This is a genomic window from Streptomyces sp. JH14, assembly GCF_029428675.1.
GTDB lineage: Bacteria > Actinomycetota > Actinomycetes > Streptomycetales > Streptomycetaceae > Streptomyces.
Genome location: NZ_JAJNEL010000001.1, coordinates 3,871,780 through 3,888,385 on the forward strand (window position 1 = coordinate 3,871,780; position 16,606 = coordinate 3,888,385).

Below are 16,606 nucleotides of genomic sequence, written 5' to 3' on the forward strand. Positions count from 1 at the left end.
GGACTGGCCGGAGTGCCCCGCAGCGGCGATGCTGCTCGCATGGGTGAGACACCGGCCGGTGAGATCCGTGCTGCCTCCGCACCCGGGCGCTGGGTCATCCTGACCACCGTCCTCGGGTCCAGCATGGCCATGCTCGACTCCACCGTCATCAACGTCGCCCTGCCCCGCATCGGCAAGGACCTCGGCACCGACCTGGCCGCCCTTCAGTGGACCGTCAACGCCTACATGCTGACGCTCGCCGGGCTGATCCTTCTCGGAGGTGCGCTCGGGGACCGGTACGGGCGGCGAAGGGTCTTCGTCGTGGGGGTGATCTGGTTCGCCAGTGCCTCGTTGCTGTGCGGGATTGCGCCGAATGCCGCCGTGCTGATCGGTGCCCGCGCCCTCCAGGGAGTGGGTGGGGCACTCCTGACCCCCGGGTCGCTGGCGTTGATCCAGGCAAGTTTTCATCCGGACGACCGGGCGCGCGCGGTCGGGCTGTGGTCGGGGTTCGGCGGGGTGGGAGCCGCCGTCGGGCCGTTCGTCGGGGGGTGGCTCGTCGACGGCCCCGGGTGGCGGTGGGTGTTTCTGATCAATGTGCCGGTGGCCGCCGTCTGCGCGCCGGTCGCGCTGCGTCACGTACCCGAGTCGCGGGACCCGCAAGCTCGCGGGCGCTTCGATGTTCTGGGGGCCGTGCTCGGCGCACTGGCTCTTGCCCTGGTGACGTATGCGCTGATCGAGGCTCCCGGCCGGGGAGCGTCCGCCGCGGTGATCGGGGCGGCCGTGGGCGGGGTCCTGCTCGCGGTGGCGTTCGTGCAGCTTGAGCGGCGGCGGGCGCACCCCATGCTGCCGCCGTCGGTGTTCGAGTCCCGGCAGTTCACCACCGTCAATATCGTCACGCTCTGTGTGTACGCGGCGCTCGGCGGCTATTTCTTCCTCTCCGCCATCCTGCTCCAGGTCGTGGCCGGGTACTCCGCCCTCGGCGCCGGGACCGCCCTCCTTCCGACCACGGTGCTGATGCTGCTGTTCTCCGCCTCGTCGGGCGAGCTGGCGCAGCGCATCGGACCCCGTATCCCGCTCACCGTCGGACCGCTGCTCGCCGCCGCCGGGATGCTGCTCATGCTGCGGATCGGGCCCGGTGACGCCTCCGTCTCCGGGTATCTGCAGCATGTGCTGCCCGCCGTCGCCGTGCTCGGCCTCGGCCTGGTCACCCTGGTGGCGCCGCTCACCGCGACCGTCCTCGCCTCCGTCGACACCGCCAGGGCCGGGCTGGCCAGCGGGATCAACAACGCCGCCGCCCGGGCGGCCGGGCTGATCGCCGTCGCCGCGCTGCCGCTGCTGGCCGGGATGGGCCCGGAGGCGTACCGCGACCCCGGTGAGTTCGCAGCGGCCTTCAAGCGGGCCATGCCGATCTGTGCCGGCCTGATGGTGCTGGGCTCGGCGATCGCCTGGGCGACCGTACGGACACCGCCCGTGGTCGGGAAGGGCAAGGCGCGTCCCGAATGCGCCGTGCACTGCAACGTCGCGGCGCCTCCGCTGGAGCCCGTCCGGGACGAGAACGGGGAACCCGGCCGGACCTGACCGGTCCGAGGCCGCCCGGCTACCCCCGGCGCGCATGTGCCAGGCACACTTGAACCCATGTCCATCCACGAGAACCTGCTCGGGGGACCTCCCCCGACCCACCTGCCCGACGACCCCGAGCCGCGCGAGCTCCTCGCGAACGGCACGGCCCCCGCCGATGTCGCCGCGAAGTACCCGACCTCTTCGCTGGCCTGGGCGCAGCTCGCCGACGAGGCGTTCGAGGGCGGCCGCGTCGTCGAGTCGTACGCCTACGCCCGCACCGGCTACCACCGCGGCCTCGACGCGCTGCGCAGGGCCGGCTGGAAGGGCCACGGACCCGTACCGTTCGAGCACGAGCCGAACCGCGGCTTCCTGCGCGCCCTGCACGCCCTGGCGCGCGCCGCGCAGTCGATCGGCGAGCAGGAGGAGTACGAGCGCTGCTCCACGTTCCTCCGCGACTCGTCGCCGACCGCCGCCGAGATCCTGGGCTGAGACCTCCGGGAACGCGCTCCTGGCCCCGCGGACGTACCGCCGTCCGCGGGGCCTGCGCGTTCGCCCGGCGTCCGCTTAGGATGCGGGCAGGGGACCGGAGCCCATCACCTCACGGAAGGGGCGGACCGCTACCCGGAAGCTCGTGTCGAGGAGACAGAAATGTCGACGATCCACCCCGACCCCGAAGCCACCGGTGCGGACACCCCGCACCTGGACTTCGCGGGAACGACTCCGTACGAGGACTATGTCCAGGCGGATGTCCTGACCCATCTCCAGCACCTTCGCTCCGACGACCCGGGCGAGATGGTCTTCCTGGTCACCACCCAGGTCATGGAGCTGTGGTTCACGGTCATCGTCCATGAGTGGGAGACCGCCGCGCACGCCCTGCGCCAGGACCGGCTGACGGTCGCGCGCGATGCGCTGAAGCGGTCGGTACGGGAACTGGAGGCACTCAACGCGTCCTGGACGCCGCTCGCCCAGCTCACCCCCGCCCAGTTCAACTCCTACCGTGGCGCACTCGGCGAGGGCTCCGGCTTCCAGTCGGCGATGTACCGGCGCATGGAGTTCCTGCTCGGCGACAAGTCCGCGTCGATGCTCGTGCCGCACCGGGGCGCGCCCCGCGTGTACGCCGAACTGGAGAAGGCGCTCGCTGAGCCGAGCCTGTACGACGAGGTGCTCGCCCTGCTCGCGCACCGCGGCCACGCCGTACCGCAGTCCGTGCTCGGCCGGGACCTGACGCAGAAGTACGAGCCGTCCCCCGAGGTCGAGGCCGTCTGGGCGGAGATCTACGCCGACCCCGAACGGTACGACGACCTCGTCCGGCTCGGCGAGGCGCTCACCGACGTCGGCGAACTGGTGTGGCGCTGGCGCAACGACCACCTCGTCGCCACCCGGCGCGCGATGGGCTCGAAGACCGGCACCGGCGGCTCTGCCGGGGTCGCGTGGCTGGAGAAGCGGGCCACGAAGAACGTGTTCCCCGAACTGTGGACGGCGCGCAGCCATGTCTGACACCTTCGCCGCGCGGGCCGCGGCACTCGACGACGCAGACGAGCTCGCCGATCTGCGCAAGCTGTTCACCCTCGACGAAGGGGTGTACCTCGACGGCAACTCGCTGGGTGCGCTGCCGCGGCACGTACCCGCCCGGATGCAGGAGGTCCTCACCCGCGAGTGGGGCGAGCTCAGGATCCGGTCCTGGGACGAGAGCGGCTGGTGGACCGCGCCCGAGCGGATCGGCGACCGGATAGCACCGCTCGTCGGGGCCGCCGCCGGGCAGATCGTCGTCGGCGACTCCACCAGCGTGAACGTCTTCAAGGCCGTCGTCGCCGCGAGCCGGCTGGCACCGGAGGGGCGCGACGAGATCCTCGTCGACGCGACGACGTTTCCCACGGACGGATACATCGCCGAGTCCGCCGCCCGGATGACCGGGCACCGGCTCGTCCCCGTCGCGCCCGCGGACGTGCGGGACGCGGTCGGTCCCCGTACAGCCGTGGTCCTCCTCAACCACGTCGACTTCCGCACCGGCTGGCTGCACGATCTGCCCGGCCTCACCGCCACCGTGCACGCGGCGGGCGGCCTCGCCGTCTGGGACCTGTGCCACAGCGCGGGCGCGCTGCCCGTGGGGCTCGACGCCCACGGGGTGGACCTGGCGGTCGGCTGCACGTACAAGTACCTGAACGGCGGGCCCGGTTCGCCCGCGTACCTGTACGTCGCCCAGCGGCATCAGGGTGCCTTCGACTCGCCGCTGCCCGGGTGGACGTCGCACGCCGACCCGTTCGCGATGGACCCCGGGTACGCGCCCGCGGACGGTTCCGTACGGGGCCGGGTCGGTACCCCCGACATCCTGTCCATGCTGGCGCTGGAGGCGTCGCTGGACGTGTGGGACGGGGTGTCGGTCGAGGCGGTACGGGCCAAGTCGCTGGCCCTGACGGACTTCTTCCTGGAGTGCGTGGAGGCGTACGTGCCGGAGGGCGTGGTCGTTCCGGTCACGCCGTCGGCGCATGCGGAGCGGGGCAGCCAGGTGTCGCTGCGGTGCGTGGACGCGGCGGTCGCCGAGCCGGCCATGCGTGCGCTCATCGAGCGGGGCGTCGTCGGGGACCTGCGGCGGCCGGATGTGCTGCGGTTCGGGTTCACGCCGTTGTACGTGGGGTTCGCGGATGTGGAGCGGGCCGCGCGGGTGCTGGGAGAGGTGCTGGGCGGCTAGCGACCCGGCCGTCCGGGTGCCGTTCCGTCCCCACGGGAATCCCCGTGGGGACGGCGCGTGCCGGGCTGGTACCGTCCCCGCTGGTCAGGCCAGTTGGGTGCCTCAGTCGGATGGTTGGAGCAGCATGTCGGATTCCGCCGCGCGTGATCGGGACGCAGTCGAGACCGAATCGGCGTTCTCGCATCCGGCCGTCGCCCCCGACGCCACCGCCGCCTACGGCGATCACCCCGACCAGGTGATCGACTTCTACGCCCCGCGGGACGGGCGGGACGGAGCGCCCGTCGTGGTCGTGCTGCACGGCGGGGCGTGGCGGGCGCCGTACGACCGTCTCCATGTGACGCCGTTCGCGGACTTCCTGGCCCGGCGCGGGTTCGCCGTCGCCAACGTCGAGTACCGGCGCGGCAGCGAGATCCCGCAGCAGCGGGGTTCCGGTCCGGTCGCGGGCCGCTGGCCGGAGACGTTCGACGACGTCGCCGCGGCGATGGACGCGCTGCCCGGGCTGCTGGCCGCCACGCTCCCGCAGGCCGATGCGCGACGGATCGTCGTCACCGGGCACTCCGCGGGCGGGCAGCTGGCGCTGTGGGCCGCGGCCCGGCACGTACTGCCGGAAGGGTCGCCGTGGCGGCTGGCCGCGGCGCCGCCGTTGCGCGGGGTGGTCGCGCTGGCGCCGATCGCCGACTTCGGCACGGCGGTGGAGCTGGATGTCTGCTCCGGCGCGGTGGGTCAACTGCTCGGCACCCACGAGGACTTCGACGCACGGAGTCCGTACGCCGACCCGGCCGCGCTGCTGCCTACCGGTATCGCCACCGCGATCGTGCAGGGGCGGACCGATCTCACCGTGCCGCAGGCGGTCGCGGAGGCGTTCGTGGACGCGGCGGCGAAGGCGGGGGAGACGGTGGGGCTCACGCTGCTGGAGGACGTCGGGCACTTTCCGCTGATCGACCCGGCGGCGGACGCGTGTGCGGTGGTGGCGGAGGAGATTGCCCAGTTGGCGTGGTGACCGGGGGCTCCGGGAGGGGCCGGCGTTCGCATATGTCACGCATGTCCCGGTTCCGGTAGTCCCTGCGACGGATGCCGCAGGATCCGCATCACTGCTGACGACGTCGTCGGCGGGGCCCCCTACCTTGGGAGCGTGACCGAGACCACCAAGACCAGAAGCCCCGAGTTCCGGCTGGCCGCAGGGGCGATAGGCGGCCTGCGGCAGGACCTCTTCCATGATGCGTTCGACTACCGTCCGCTGCCGCCCATGCGGACCGACGGGGCGCTGACCCGGCGGCTGTCCGAGCGGATGCGCGCGCGGGCCGCCCGGACGCCGCACGCACTGGTCGGGCTGGCCGCGCTGATCACGGCCCTCATAGGCATCGGTGCGGCGGACGGCGTGGGGCCCGGGCCCGGGATCGAGATCGTCGTGGCCGGGCTGCTCCCGGCGCTGACCGTCGCGATGACGCTGTTCCGGCCGGTCGGCGCTTTCTGGATGTCGATGGCGCTCACTCCGGTGACAGCCGTGATCACCGGCGGCGGCTGGCCGTGGGTGCCGGGTATGTTCTTCTCGCACCTGGTGGTGCTCGTCGTGGTCGCGGCCCGGACCCGGCCGCGTACCGCCGCCTGGATGTGGGTCCTGACCGTGGTGCTCGGTACCTTCCTGGAGAACTTCGGCTGGCGCTACTCGTCGACCACCGGGCCCATGGCCGTCACCTCCGCGTTCGCGCTGCTCGTGGTCACCGTGGTGCAGACCCGCCGGGAGGCCGAGCGTGAGGTGACCGTGCAGCGCACCGTCACCGCCGTGGAACGCGACCGGCGCACGCTGCTGGAGGAGCGCACCACCATCGCCCGTGAGCTGCACGACGTGGTCGCCCACCACATGTCCGTCGTCGCGATCCAGGCCGAGGCCGCCCCGTACCGGGTGGAGAACCCGCCGCCCGAGCTGGAGCAGGCCTTCGTCACCATCCGGGAGAACGCCGTCGCCGCCCTCACCGAGCTGCGCCGGGTCCTCGGCGTCGTACGGGCGGAGGACTACGAGGCCCCGGACGCCCCGCAGCCCACCCTCGCCGAGCTCGACAGGCTGCTCACCAATGTGGCGGACGCGGGCCTGGTGGCCGAGAAGACCGTCACCGGCGCGGTGCGCGAACTGCCGCAGGGCGTAGAGCTGTCGGCGTACCGGATCATCCAGGAAGCCCTCAGCAACACCCTGCGGCACGCGCCCGGTGCCACCGCCAAGGTCGAGGTCGGCTATGTGCTCGGCGGGCTCGGGCTACGGGTCGTCAACGGGCCGCCGACCGGACCGGTGAAGCCCTCGCCGGGCGCCGGGCACGGCATTACGGGGATGCGGGAGCGGGTCGCCATGCTGAACGGCGAGATGACCGCCGGGACGACCGCGGACGGCGGGTACGAGATCGCCGCGTTCATCCCCGTACCGCCGACGCAGAGCGAGACCTCATGAACGACATCCGGGTCCTGATCGTCGACGACCAGATGATGGTCCGCGAGGGTTTCTCGGTGCTCCTGGGGGCGATGCCGGGCATCGAGGTCGTCGGCGAGGCCGTCGACGGCCGACAGGCCATCGCCCAGGCCGCCGCCCTGCGGCCCGACGTGGTGCTGATGGACATCCGGATGCCGGAGCTCAACGGCATCGAGGCGACCCGCGCGATCGTCGCCGACGACGCGGCCGCCAAGGTGCTCGTGCTGACCACGTTCGACCTCGACGAGTACGTGTACCAGGCGCTGCGCGCCGGGGCGTCCGGGTTCCTGCTGAAGGACGCATCGGCCCGCCAGCTCGCCGACGGGGTACGGGTCGTGGCGTCCGGGGAGGCGTTGCTGGCGCCCACGGTCACCAAGCGGCTGATCACCGAGTTCTCCCGGCTCGCCGGGGCCCCGCGGCCGCCCGCGCTCGCCCGGATCGGCGATCTGACGGAGCGCGAGACGGAGGTGCTCGTGCTCATCGCGCAGGGCCTGTCCAACGCGGAGATCGCCTCGCATCTGGTGGTGGCCGAATCCACCATCAAGACGCATGTGAGCCGCATCCTGGTGAAGCTGGGGCTGCGGGACCGCACCCAGGCGGCGGTGTTCGCGTACGAGGCGCGGCTGGTCACGCCCGGCTGAGGCGCAGCCGTGACCGGGACCGGCCGGTCCGGTTAGCGTCGGTTCATGCACCCGTCCTCGCAGTCCGCCGCCGCTTCGTTCGATCCCTGGTCGCCGGCGTTCGTCGCCGACCCGTACCCCGCCTACGCCGCGCTGCGGGCCGCCGGCCGCGTGCACCGGTTCGAGCCGACCGGCCAGTGGCTCGTCCCGCACCACGCCGATGTGTCCGCGCTGCTGCGGGACCGGCGTCTGGGGCGCACGTATCTGCACCGCTTCACCCACGAGGAGTTCGGCCGCACGCCCCCGCCCGCCGCGTACGAACCCTTCACCACGCTCAACGGACAGGGGCTCCTCGACCTGGAGGCCCCCGACCACACCCGGATCCGGCGCCTGGTCTCCAAGGCGTTCACCCCGCGTACGGTCGAGCAGCTCGTCCCGACCGTACGGAGGCTGGCCGCCGAGCTGGTCGACCGCTTCGTCGACGCGGGCGGCGGCGATCTGCTCACCGCGGTCGCCGAACCGCTGCCCGTCGCCGTCATCGCGGAGATGCTCGGCATCCCCGCGTCCGACCGCGGTCCGCTGCGGCCGTGGTCGGCGGCGATCTGCGGCATGTTCGAACTGAACCCGTCCGAGGAGACCGCGCGTGCCGCCGTACGCGCCAGTGTGGACTTCTCCGCGTATCTGCGGGAGCTGATCGCGGAGCGTCGCAAGACCCCCGGGACGGATCTGATCTCCGCACTCATCGCCGCGCACGACGAGGGGGAGCGGCTGAGCGAGCAGGAGATGGTCTCCACCTGTGTGCTGCTGCTGAACGCGGGCCACGAGGCGACGGTCAACACCACCGTCAACGGCTGGTGGACACTGCTGCGCCACCCCGAGCAGCTGGCAGCCCTCCGGGCCGACCACGGGCTGCTGCCCACGGCGGTGGAGGAGCTGCTGCGGTACGACACTCCGCTGCAGATGTTCGAGCGCTGGGTCCTCGACGACATCGAGATCGACGGCACGGTGATTCCGCGAGGCTCGGAGGTGGCGCTGCTCTTCGGCTCCGCCAACCGTGACCCGGCCCGCTTCACGGACCCGGACACGCTGGACCTCTCCCGCCGGGAGAACCCGCACATCTCGTTCGGCGCGGGCATCCACTTCTGCCTGGGCGCGCCGCTGGCCCGGGTCGAACTGGCGGCATCCTTCGGTGAGTTGCTGCGAAAGGCGCCCGGGATGCGGCTCGCGGCGGAGCCGGAGTGGAACCCGGGTTACGTGATCAGGGGCCTGAAGGAGCTGCGCGTGGAGCTGTGACAGGAAGCCGCCGGGCACTGCTCGGCACGCCGGGAGGCCCACGAGGCGTGGTCTCCGCGTGACGTCGAGGCGGCACCGAAGGCGGTGGGCGCACGCCGGGCCACAGCACAGGAGGGGGCCGGTCCCACCGCCGTCCAGGAGGCAGCGGCCCGCCCCGGAAGAGTTCTGTCCTTCCGGGGCGGGCCGCCTGGAGGTCCGGCCGTGCGTGCGATTCAGCCGGACTCGGTCCGACCGGCCGGACGGTTGCTCAGGTCGCGAGGTCGCGTCGCCGCAGCGCCGCCAGTCCCGCGCCCGTCAGCGCCACCGCCATCGCGGTGAGCAGCAGCACCGGAGCCCACTGCATCTCGGTCCCCGGCAGCTTCGGCAGATGGCCGAAGGGCGACAGGTTCATCACTGACTGGGGCAGGTCGAGCGCCGGGCCGATCCACCCGATCAGCAGGCACGCTCCCACCACACCCCATGCCGCCGGAGCGGCTTTGGGAAGCGCTCCGTACAAGAGGACCGCCAGACCGCCGAGGAGCCAGATCGCGGGCACCTGGACCAGCGCCGCCCCGAGTACCGCGCCGAACTCGTCGCCGTATCCGACGGCCAGACCGAGCCCGCCGACCAGCATGATCGCGACCGCGCCGCCGAACGCGATCACCAGGTGCCCGGCTGCCCACCGCAACCGCCCCAGGCGGTTCGCGAGCAGCGGCTCGGCGCGCTGAGAGGTTTCCTCGCCGTGCAGGCGGAGGACCGACGCCACCACGTACAACGCGGCCATCATCCCCAGCATCCCGACCATCGTGGCGAGGAAGGCCCGGGTCATGCCCTCCTGTCCGCCCATCCGCGCGAAGATCTCCTTGGCCTGCTCGTTGTCACCCACCAGGTCGGCCGCACCCTCGGCCATGCCGCCGAAGACGACGCCGGCGACGGCGAAGCCCACGGCCCAGCCGAGCAGCGTGCCGCGCTGCAGCCGCCAGGCCAGGCCACCTGCGGTGGCGAGTCGGCCCTCGGCCGGGCCCGGACGGGCCGGGAGGAAGCCCATGCCGATGTCGCGCCGCCCGGCCAGGGTGTACGCGGCCGCGGCCTGAGCCGCGATCGCCGCCACGAAGAGCAGCAGCACCCACCAGCGCTCGCCGGCGTACGGCCGCATGTTCTCGGCCCAGCCGATCGGCGACAGCCAGGTCAGTACGGACGACCCGTCGTTCGCACCGGAGTCTCCGGCCGCCCGCAGCAGGAAGGCGAGGCCGAGCACGCCGCCCGTCATCCCCTTGGCGAGCCGCGCGCTCTCGGTGAGCTGCGCGACGATCGCCGCCATGGTGGCGAAGAGCATTCCGGTCGCACCGACGGCGAGCCCTAGGGCCAGCGCTCCTGTTCCGCCCTGTGCGGCGAGGCCGGCCGTGATGAAGAGCGTGACCAGCGCGTTGGCGGCCAGGGCGGCGAACAGCGCCGATGTCAGCGGGGCGCGCCGCCCCACCACTGCCGAGGAGAGCAGTTCCTGACGGCCCGTCTCCTCCTCCTCGCGGGTGTGCCGGATGACGATGATCAGGCTCATCACGGCGGCCAGTGTGGCGGCGAAGACGCCGAACCGCCAGGCCACCAGACCTCCGATCGAGTCACCGAAGACCGGTCCGTACATGGAGCGCAAGGAGCTGTTCGCGCTCATGGACACGGCGACCTCGGCGCGGGCGGCCGGAGTGTCGTAGAGCTGCTCGATCGACGAGCCGCCGCTGACGACCATGAGGGTGAGCACGAGGACCCACACCGGAAGCATGATGCGGTCCCGGCGCAGAGCGAGCCTGAACAGCGGGTTGATTCCCGCGAGTTGGCCGGCGGCGGCGCCGCGTACAGCGAGTCCCGCGGTCATCGCGACATCGCCTCTTCCGGGGCCGTGGCCACATCGTCCTGGTAGTGCCGGAGGAACAGCTCCTCCAGGGTGGGCGGGGTGCTGGTCAGCGACCGTACGCCCGAGGCGGTGAGCGAACGCAGCACGGCGTCGAGCTTGTCGGTGTCCACGTGGAGCCGTACCCGCCTGCCCTGGACGTCGAGGTCATGGACTCCGGGCAACTGGGCGAGCCCGTTCGGCGCGGCGGCCAGTTCGGCGATGACGCTGGTACGGGTCAGGTGGCGCAGGTCCGCGAGGGACCCGGTCTCGACCGTGACGCCCTTGCGGATGATGCTGACGCGGTCGCAGAGTGTCTCGACCTCGCTCAGGATGTGCGAGGAGAGCAGTACGGTCTGGCCGCGTTCGCGAGCGGCCTCCCGCACATAGTCCGTGAAGACCTCCTCCATCAGCGGGTCGAGCCCGGAGGTCGGCTCGTCCAGGATCAGCAGGTCGACGTCGGATGCGAGTGCGGCGACCAGGGCGACCTTCTGGCGGTTGCCCTTGGAGTACGTCCGCCCTTTCTTGGTGGGGTCCAGCTCGAACCGCTCGAGGAGGTCGGCGCGCCGCTGCTTGTCGAGGCCGCCGCGCAGCCTCCCGTACAGGTCGATCACCTCGCCGCCGGAGAGATTGCGCCACAGGTTGACGTCACCGGGGACGTACGCCACCCGCCGGTGCAGCTCGACCGCGTCCTTCCACGGATCCCGGCCGAGCAGCTGGGCGGCGCCCGAGTCCGCCCGCAGCAGGCCCAGCAGGACCCGGATGGTGGTCGACTTCCCGGAGCCGTTGGGGCCGAGGAAGCCGTGAACCTCGCCGGTCTCGACCTCGAGGTCGAGGCCGTCCAGTGCGTGTGTCCGCCCGAACGACTTGTGCAGTCCGGCCACGGTGATTGCCTTCGTCATGATTTTAAACGTACGCTATTTTCACAAAGTTGTGAAGTTAAGGAAACGTATAAAGTTGGGCTGTGGCCGGATGCCGGAGAACTCTCCGGCAAATCAGGGGAGACGATGAGGCGATGAGCAGCGGAGCCGGCGCAGACGGGCGTGAGGACGGACCCGGGCGCGAGCAGGGGCGTGACGAGGGGGCCGTGTCGCGGTTCGTGGAGCGCTTCGCGGCCGAGATGACCGAGGCGGGCATGCAGCGGATGGCATCCCGCGTCTTCGCTGCGCTGCTCGCGGACGACGACGGCTCCATGACGTCGGCGGAGCTCAGCGAGCAGCTGCAGATCAGCCCGGCCGCGGTGTCCGGGGCGGTCAACTACCTCACGCAGGTGAGCATGGTCGGGCGCGAGCGCGACCCCGGCTCGCGCCGCGACCGCTACCGCCTGCACAACGAGATCTGGTACGCCACGTTCGCCGGCCGCGACCGCGTGCTGACCCGCTGGGAGCACACACTCAGGGAGGGCGCACGCACCCTCGGCCCGGACACGCCTGCCGGTATGCGGCTGACGGAGACCGCGGAGTTCTTCGAGTTCCTGCAGTCGGAACTGGTCGGCATGGTGGAGCGCTGGCGTGACTACCGCAAGAAGTTCGACCTCCCGGACGGAACGGCTGGATAGACCCGGGGCACCGGGACCGGCGCCCCGCGCCGACTCAGGACAGCGGATGCGACGTCCGGCCCGACGCGTCGTCGATCTCGTCGTGCGCCTTGGTCAGCAGGCTCATCGCGAGTTCGTTGAGCGCTCTGGCTCCTGCGATCTCCTCGCCGACCCTCGGCTGCTGGGAGTCGGAGGGGTGACGGCTGGCGTATCCGTGCGCACGGACCTCGTTCCCGTCGGGAAGCCGTACGAGGGCGGCGGCGCGGGTGCGGTGGTTGTCTTCCTCGAATTCCAGCTCGATGTGCCATCCGACAGCGGTCTTCATCATGGGATTCACCTCCAGGACCTTCTCCCAGGGTGCGCCCGTTCCCGCGCCGGCGCTCGGTGTGCGGGGCCGGTGTCCCGGCTACCCGGCGGCCACCGGCAGGACCAGCCCCCATGCCCCCGCCCGCACCGTCCACGTCCTCGTCCGGACCGGTCCGCCGACCTCGGTGTCCGCCCGGTAGCGGAAGTCCGCGCCGGATACCGTGACCGCCTTCGCCTCCGCCCTCACCGGCTCGCCCGTCGTCGTCCGGACGACCACGTCCGCGAGGCCGCCGTCGCCTTCCTGTGAGGTCACCGTCACCGATTCGACGGGGCTGTCCAGGTCGTTCAGCATCACGCCGTCCGCTTCGACCCGCAACCGATGGGCGCGCAGCGCGGTGGACGGGGCGGGCGGCGTGGGGTGGACCAGCGTGCGGACCAGTGAGCGGCAGGTGTCCCAGACCGCCGTGACACCCGTGTGCGCGGCCGCGGCACCCGGCACCGTGGGCAGTGCGGGGATGCGCAGGGCACCCAGGACGACGCCGTCGCTGTCGTCGACCAGCAGATCGAGCCGGCGTACGACCCCGTCCAGTGCGGCGCGCGCCGCGGCCACCGCACCCATGGGCACGCCGAGCGAATGCGCGAGTTCCAGCGCCGCCGCCGCGCCCACCGGGACCAGCGCGAGCGCCACGCCGGACAGCTCCCGCTCCCGGTGCAGCAGCGCCACGGCGCGCAGCAGCGCCCGGTCGTCACCGATGACCACCGGCCGCCGACTGCCCCGGCGGGACAAGGCCCGGGCGAACTCCTCCGGCCCGTCCGGGAGGCAGATCTTGGCGTGCGAACCGGCGCTCAGCACGTCCTTCGCGATCCGGACGGACTCGCCGTCGGTCCGGCGGGCGACCGGGTCGATCACCACCAGCAGTTGGTGCGCACCGTTGCCGGGGGGCTGGGCAGCCGACACCTCGGTCCTTCCTCGGGTAGCATCTTGGTGCAAGAGCCCCTTGCGCTATTGCGCCAGGGGCTTCGTCTATTCCGGGGCACCCGGTTCGACGGTTCAGGCTTCGTCGTACATCGTCGTACGGCGTGTACGACGCGTGCGTACGCCCCCTGACCTTGGACATGCCCCGCCCGGAAGGGGTGTACGCCTGTGCCCGCACTTGTGCTGCTCGGTGCTCAGTGGGGTGACGAGGGCAAGGGAAAGGCCACCGACCTCCTCGGTGGATCCGTGGACTATGTGGTGCGTTACCAGGGCGGCAACAATGCCGGCCACACGGTGGTCGTCGGCGACCAGAAGTACGCACTTCATCTCCTCCCCTCCGGAATCCTTTCACCGGGGTGTACCCCGGTCATCGGTAACGGTGTCGTCATCGACCCGGCGGTCCTGCTCTCCGAGCTGAGTGGGCTGAACGATCGCGGCGTGGACACGTCCAAGCTGCTGATCAGCGGTAATGCCCATTTGATCACTCCGTACAACGTCACGATCGACAAGGTGACGGAGCGGTTCCTCGGGAAGCGCAAGATCGGCACGACCGGCCGCGGTATCGGCCCGACGTACGCCGACAAGATCAACCGGGTCGGCATCCGCGTCCAGGACCTCTACGACGAGTCGATCCTGGAGCAGAAGGTCGAAGCGGCCCTGGAGCAGAAGAACCAGCTTCTCGCCAAGGTCTTCAACCGGCGCGCCATCGAGGCCGGCAAGATCGTCGAGGAGATGCTCCAGTACGCCGATCAGATCAAGCCGTACGTCGCGGACACGACGCTGATCCTGAACGACGCCATCGACGAGGGCAAGGTCGTCCTCTTCGAGGGCGGACAGGGCACGCTGCTCGACGTCGACCACGGCACGTACCCCTTCGTCACCTCGTCGAACCCGACCGCGGGCGGCGCCTGCACCGGTGCCGGCGTGGGCCCGACGAAGATCAGCCGGGTGATCGGCATCCTCAAGGCGTACACCACGCGTGTCGGCGCCGGCCCGTTCCCGACGGAGCTGCTCGACGAGGACGGCGAGGCGCTGCGCCGGATCGGCGGCGAGCGCGGTGTCACCACCGGCCGCGACCGTCGCTGCGGCTGGTTCGACGCGGTGATCGCGCGGTATGCGACCCGGGTCAACGGTCTCACCGACTTCTTCCTCACCAAGCTGGACGTGCTGACCGGCTGGGAGCAGATCCCGGTGTGTGTCGCGTACGAGATCGACGGCAAGCGGGTCGAGGAACTCCCGTACAGCCAGACCGACTTCCATCACGCGAAGCCGATCTACGAGATGCTGCCGGGATGGTCCGAGGACATCACGAAGGCCAAGACGTTCGGTGATCTGCCGAAGAACGCGCAGGCGTACGTGAAGGCGCTGGAGGAGATGTCCGGCGCCCCGATCTCCGCGATCGGTGTCGGCCCCGGCCGCACCGAGACCATCGAGATCAACTCGTTCCTGTAGGGCGGGACAACGCGGAGGGGGCCGGGGCGGCTGATCAGCCCCGGCCCCCTCCGCGCGTTCACTCCTCTCCGCAGATCCGCAGCCCCTTCGGCGTCGCGCACGGCAGATGTCCGTGCGTACGGATGACGTCCTGGCCGTTGCCGCGGCTCAGGTAGCCCAGGAAGCTGGAGGCCAGCGAGTCGGCGGGCGGCTGGCCGTAGGTGTAGGCGTACTCGATCTCCCGGTACGGGTAGCTGCTGGAGCCGATCGTGTCGACGGACGGAACGGTGGAGTCGATGGCGAGCTGGTGGGCCCCCTTCAGCGCGGTTCCGGAGCGCAGTTCGCTGTAGCCGATCGCGCCGTCGAGCCGGCCGACGGTGGCCAGGACCTGGTCGGTGGAGTCGAGTTCGCAGCGCACGACCTGGGCCTCGGGGTCGTCCTTGGTGGCGCAGTCGCGGGAGGACTGGGCGGGTTCGTTGTGGCCGAGGACGCGTCGCTGGAAGACCTCCCGGGTGCCGGAGTTGGCGTCGCGGCTGACCAGGAGCACGGGCAGGTCGGGTCCGCCGAGCGCCTTCCAGTTGCGGATGTCGCCCCGGTAGATCTTCCGGACGGTGGCCAGGGAAAGGTTCTTGACGGGCACCCGGTCGTTGACGACGAGGTGGAAGAGCGAGACCGCGACCCGGCTCTCCCGCAGCTGCGGGTAGCCGTCCGGTTTGGGGCCGTCGGAGAGGGCGATCAGTGCGGGGGAGCCGGACGTGCCGGACGCGGCGCCCCGGTCGGCGAGTTCCCGTATCCCGGCGTTGCTGCCGTGCGCGTCCACGGTGACGGTGGAGCCCTCGCACTCCTTCTGGTACTTCTCCGCCAGCTCCCGCACGACCGGCTCGAAGGCGGTGGAGCCGGTCACCGTCAGGGTGCCCCGAGCACAGCCCATCGGGGGCGGGGTGTCGTCGCGGACCAGGATGATCGAGGCCAGGGTGATGACGCAGACGGTCAGTGCCACGGTGATGAGCCGGGCGGCCCGGCCGAACATCGGGGGCTTCTCGTCCGGGCGGGCGGCGGAGTTGGGCGTCACCTCGCCGTCCCGGATGCCGCCGGTGATCCTGATGGGGCTGCCCACGTGCGAGCCGGTGAGCAGCACCAGCAGCTTGAAGTGCTCGCCCCGGTTGAGGGGGACGCGCGGCAGCCGGATGAGCCGGCCGCTGTGGCGCATCCCGCCCGCCGGGGTGAAGTGCTCCATCAGATGGTCGGCGCCGGGTGCCTGGGTGACCGCGATGCCGCGTACGGTGCGATCGGTGAACTCCACGGTCAGTCCGTGCAGTTCACGGCCCGTGTAGTCGTTGTCGGCGATGGACTGTGAGCCGTCGTTCTCGACGCGCAGCAGGACGAGCGTGGCATCGGCCATGTCGGGCGTCTCGCTGAAGAGCCCGAGCCGGACATTGGCCCGGCCCTCGCTGACGTCGCTGCCGATCGGGGTGTCCATCTGGACCCGGTAGCCGATGCGCTTGCGGCGGGGTACGCGGCGCTCGTACCAGAGCACTCCGATGGAGGCCAGGACGCCGAGCACGGCGGTGCACACGGCCACGATGTTCTCGGCGCTGAACCACTCCACGGCTTCCTCGCCCTCGGTCTGCAGTTCGGTTCACCGTATGTACGCAGGAGGGGATTCGGGGGCGACCGGTACGTCCTGTCGGCTGACGTTCGCCCGCTGTTCGCCCGGCAAGGGGGTCGGGGCCGGTCCGGACCCTGTTTCGCATGCTGGACGGAGCGTGAATCAAGTCCCGGGAAGAACAAAAGAGTTGAGCCATGATCCGGATGGTTTCCCTCCGGAATTCCCCCTGTTGAAACCGCGCGCGGAGGTGCGAGGCGCCGCGGGCCCGTACCTGGACACCCCCT

At 71.3% G+C, this 16,606-nt stretch carries 15 protein-coding genes; 10 read left to right on the plus strand and 5 right to left on the minus strand.

Translation table 11 applies throughout. The features are described from left to right. Window positions 1–39: 39 nt before the first annotated feature. From LRD69_RS17465 to LRD69_RS17500, 8 genes are all read left to right on the plus strand, one after another. Window positions 40–1,557 carry an MFS transporter gene (locus tag LRD69_RS17465; RefSeq protein ID WP_277327503.1) on the plus strand — a complete coding sequence of 506 codons (1,518 nt, stop codon included), beginning with the start codon at window positions 40–42 and terminating at the stop codon, window positions 1,555–1,557. A gap of 57 nt (window positions 1,558–1,614) precedes the next feature. Continuing rightward, a complete protein-coding gene (locus tag LRD69_RS17470; RefSeq protein WP_030929332.1) occupies window positions 1,615–2,028 on the plus strand; it encodes a DUF3151 domain-containing protein in 414 nt (137 codons plus the stop codon). 159 nt (window positions 2,029–2,187) lie between these two features. Then, window positions 2,188–3,036: a tryptophan 2,3-dioxygenase family protein gene (locus tag LRD69_RS17475; RefSeq protein WP_277327504.1), complete on the plus strand. Its 849-nt coding sequence runs from the start codon at window positions 2,188–2,190 to the stop codon at window positions 3,034–3,036. Further along, entirely contained in the window at window positions 3,029–4,228 is a 1,200-nt protein-coding gene (kynU, locus tag LRD69_RS17480; RefSeq protein ID WP_277327505.1) for a kynureninase, read from the plus strand. Before LRD69_RS17475 ends, kynU begins: the two co-directional genes overlap by 8 nt. A 124-nt stretch (window positions 4,229–4,352) precedes the next feature. Next, the gene (locus tag LRD69_RS17485; protein ID WP_277327506.1) at window positions 4,353–5,228 is read left to right on the plus strand and encodes an alpha/beta hydrolase; all 876 of its coding nucleotides are present in this window, start codon (window positions 4,353–4,355) and stop codon (window positions 5,226–5,228) included. A 132-nt stretch (window positions 5,229–5,360) separates the two neighbouring features. Then, window positions 5,361–6,668: a histidine kinase gene (locus tag LRD69_RS17490; RefSeq protein WP_277327507.1), complete on the plus strand. Its 1,308-nt coding sequence runs from the start codon at window positions 5,361–5,363 to the stop codon at window positions 6,666–6,668. Further along, the gene (locus tag LRD69_RS17495) at window positions 6,665–7,327 is read left to right on the plus strand and encodes a response regulator transcription factor (RefSeq protein ID WP_277327508.1); all 663 of its coding nucleotides are present in this window, start codon (window positions 6,665–6,667) and stop codon (window positions 7,325–7,327) included. Before LRD69_RS17490 ends, LRD69_RS17495 begins: the two co-directional genes overlap by 4 nt. A gap of 45 nt (window positions 7,328–7,372) precedes the next feature. Then, window positions 7,373–8,599, plus strand: coding sequence for a cytochrome P450 (locus LRD69_RS17500; RefSeq protein WP_277327509.1), 1,227 nt, complete (start codon window positions 7,373–7,375; stop codon window positions 8,597–8,599). Between the two features lie 247 nt (window positions 8,600–8,846). Here the strand turns inward: LRD69_RS17500 and LRD69_RS17505 are convergent, their stop codons facing one another. Both LRD69_RS17505 and LRD69_RS17510 read right to left on the minus strand, forming a co-directional pair. Then, a complete protein-coding gene (locus tag LRD69_RS17505; protein WP_277327510.1) occupies window positions 8,847–10,448 on the minus strand; it encodes an ABC transporter permease in 1,602 nt (533 codons plus the stop codon). Further along, window positions 10,445–11,365 (minus strand): ABC transporter ATP-binding protein, encoded by a 921-nt coding sequence (locus LRD69_RS17510; protein ID WP_277327511.1) that lies wholly within the window; start codon window positions 11,363–11,365, stop codon window positions 10,445–10,447. Before LRD69_RS17510 ends, LRD69_RS17505 begins: the two co-directional genes overlap by 4 nt. A 113-nt stretch (window positions 11,366–11,478) precedes the next feature. On the opposite strand from LRD69_RS17510, the gene LRD69_RS17515 reads away from it, so the two are divergent. Continuing rightward, entirely contained in the window at window positions 11,479–12,021 is a 543-nt protein-coding gene (locus LRD69_RS17515; RefSeq protein WP_277327512.1) for a MarR family transcriptional regulator, read from the plus strand. Window positions 12,022–12,055: 34 nt separating this feature from the next. Here LRD69_RS17515 and LRD69_RS17520 read toward each other — a convergent pair whose 3' ends face one another. Together LRD69_RS17520 and LRD69_RS17525 are read right to left on the minus strand one after the other, a co-directional pair. After that, window positions 12,056–12,328: a DUF1876 domain-containing protein gene (locus LRD69_RS17520; protein WP_277327513.1), complete on the minus strand. Its 273-nt coding sequence runs from the start codon at window positions 12,326–12,328 to the stop codon at window positions 12,056–12,058. A 78-nt stretch (window positions 12,329–12,406) separates the two neighbouring features. Continuing rightward, complete coding sequence (locus LRD69_RS17525; RefSeq protein ID WP_277327514.1) at window positions 12,407–13,264, minus strand: diacylglycerol kinase; 858 nt, start codon at window positions 13,262–13,264, stop codon at window positions 12,407–12,409. Window positions 13,265–13,450: 186 nt separating this feature from the next. On the opposite strand from LRD69_RS17525, the gene LRD69_RS17530 reads away from it, so the two are divergent. Then, window positions 13,451–14,734, plus strand: coding sequence for an adenylosuccinate synthase (locus tag LRD69_RS17530; RefSeq protein WP_277327515.1), 1,284 nt, complete (start codon window positions 13,451–13,453; stop codon window positions 14,732–14,734). A gap of 58 nt (window positions 14,735–14,792) precedes the next feature. Here the strand turns inward: LRD69_RS17530 and LRD69_RS17535 are convergent, their stop codons facing one another. Then, window positions 14,793–16,322, minus strand: coding sequence for a substrate-binding domain-containing protein (locus LRD69_RS17535; protein ID WP_277327516.1), 1,530 nt, complete (start codon window positions 16,320–16,322; stop codon window positions 14,793–14,795). Window positions 16,323–16,606 lie beyond the last annotated feature (284 nt).

What these genes read in the sequence shown, in the direction of transcription:
- LRD69_RS17465 (WP_277327503.1), top strand. Translation starts at nt 40, where the DNA reads ATGGGTGAGACACCGGCCGGTGAGATCCGTGCTGCCTCCGCACCCGGG.
- LRD69_RS17470 (WP_030929332.1), top strand. Translation starts at nt 1,615, where the DNA reads ATGTCCATCCACGAGAACCTGCTCGGGGGACCTCCCCCGACCCACCTG.
- LRD69_RS17475 (WP_277327504.1), top strand. Translation starts at nt 2,188, where the DNA reads ATGTCGACGATCCACCCCGACCCCGAAGCCACCGGTGCGGACACCCCG.
- kynU (WP_277327505.1), top strand. Translation starts at nt 3,029, where the DNA reads ATGTCTGACACCTTCGCCGCGCGGGCCGCGGCACTCGACGACGCAGAC.
- LRD69_RS17485 (WP_277327506.1), top strand. Translation starts at nt 4,353, where the DNA reads ATGTCGGATTCCGCCGCGCGTGATCGGGACGCAGTCGAGACCGAATCG.
- LRD69_RS17495 (WP_277327508.1), top strand. Translation starts at nt 6,665, where the DNA reads ATGAACGACATCCGGGTCCTGATCGTCGACGACCAGATGATGGTCCGC.
- LRD69_RS17500 (WP_277327509.1), top strand. Translation starts at nt 7,373, where the DNA reads ATGCACCCGTCCTCGCAGTCCGCCGCCGCTTCGTTCGATCCCTGGTCG.
- LRD69_RS17505 (WP_277327510.1), bottom strand. Translation starts at nt 10,448, where the DNA reads ATGACCGCGGGACTCGCTGTACGCGGCGCCGCCGCCGGCCAACTCGCG.
- LRD69_RS17510 (WP_277327511.1), bottom strand. Translation starts at nt 11,365, where the DNA reads ATGACGAAGGCAATCACCGTGGCCGGACTGCACAAGTCGTTCGGGCGG.
- LRD69_RS17515 (WP_277327512.1), top strand. Translation starts at nt 11,479, where the DNA reads ATGAGCAGCGGAGCCGGCGCAGACGGGCGTGAGGACGGACCCGGGCGC.
- LRD69_RS17520 (WP_277327513.1), bottom strand. Translation starts at nt 12,328, where the DNA reads ATGATGAAGACCGCTGTCGGATGGCACATCGAGCTGGAATTCGAGGAA.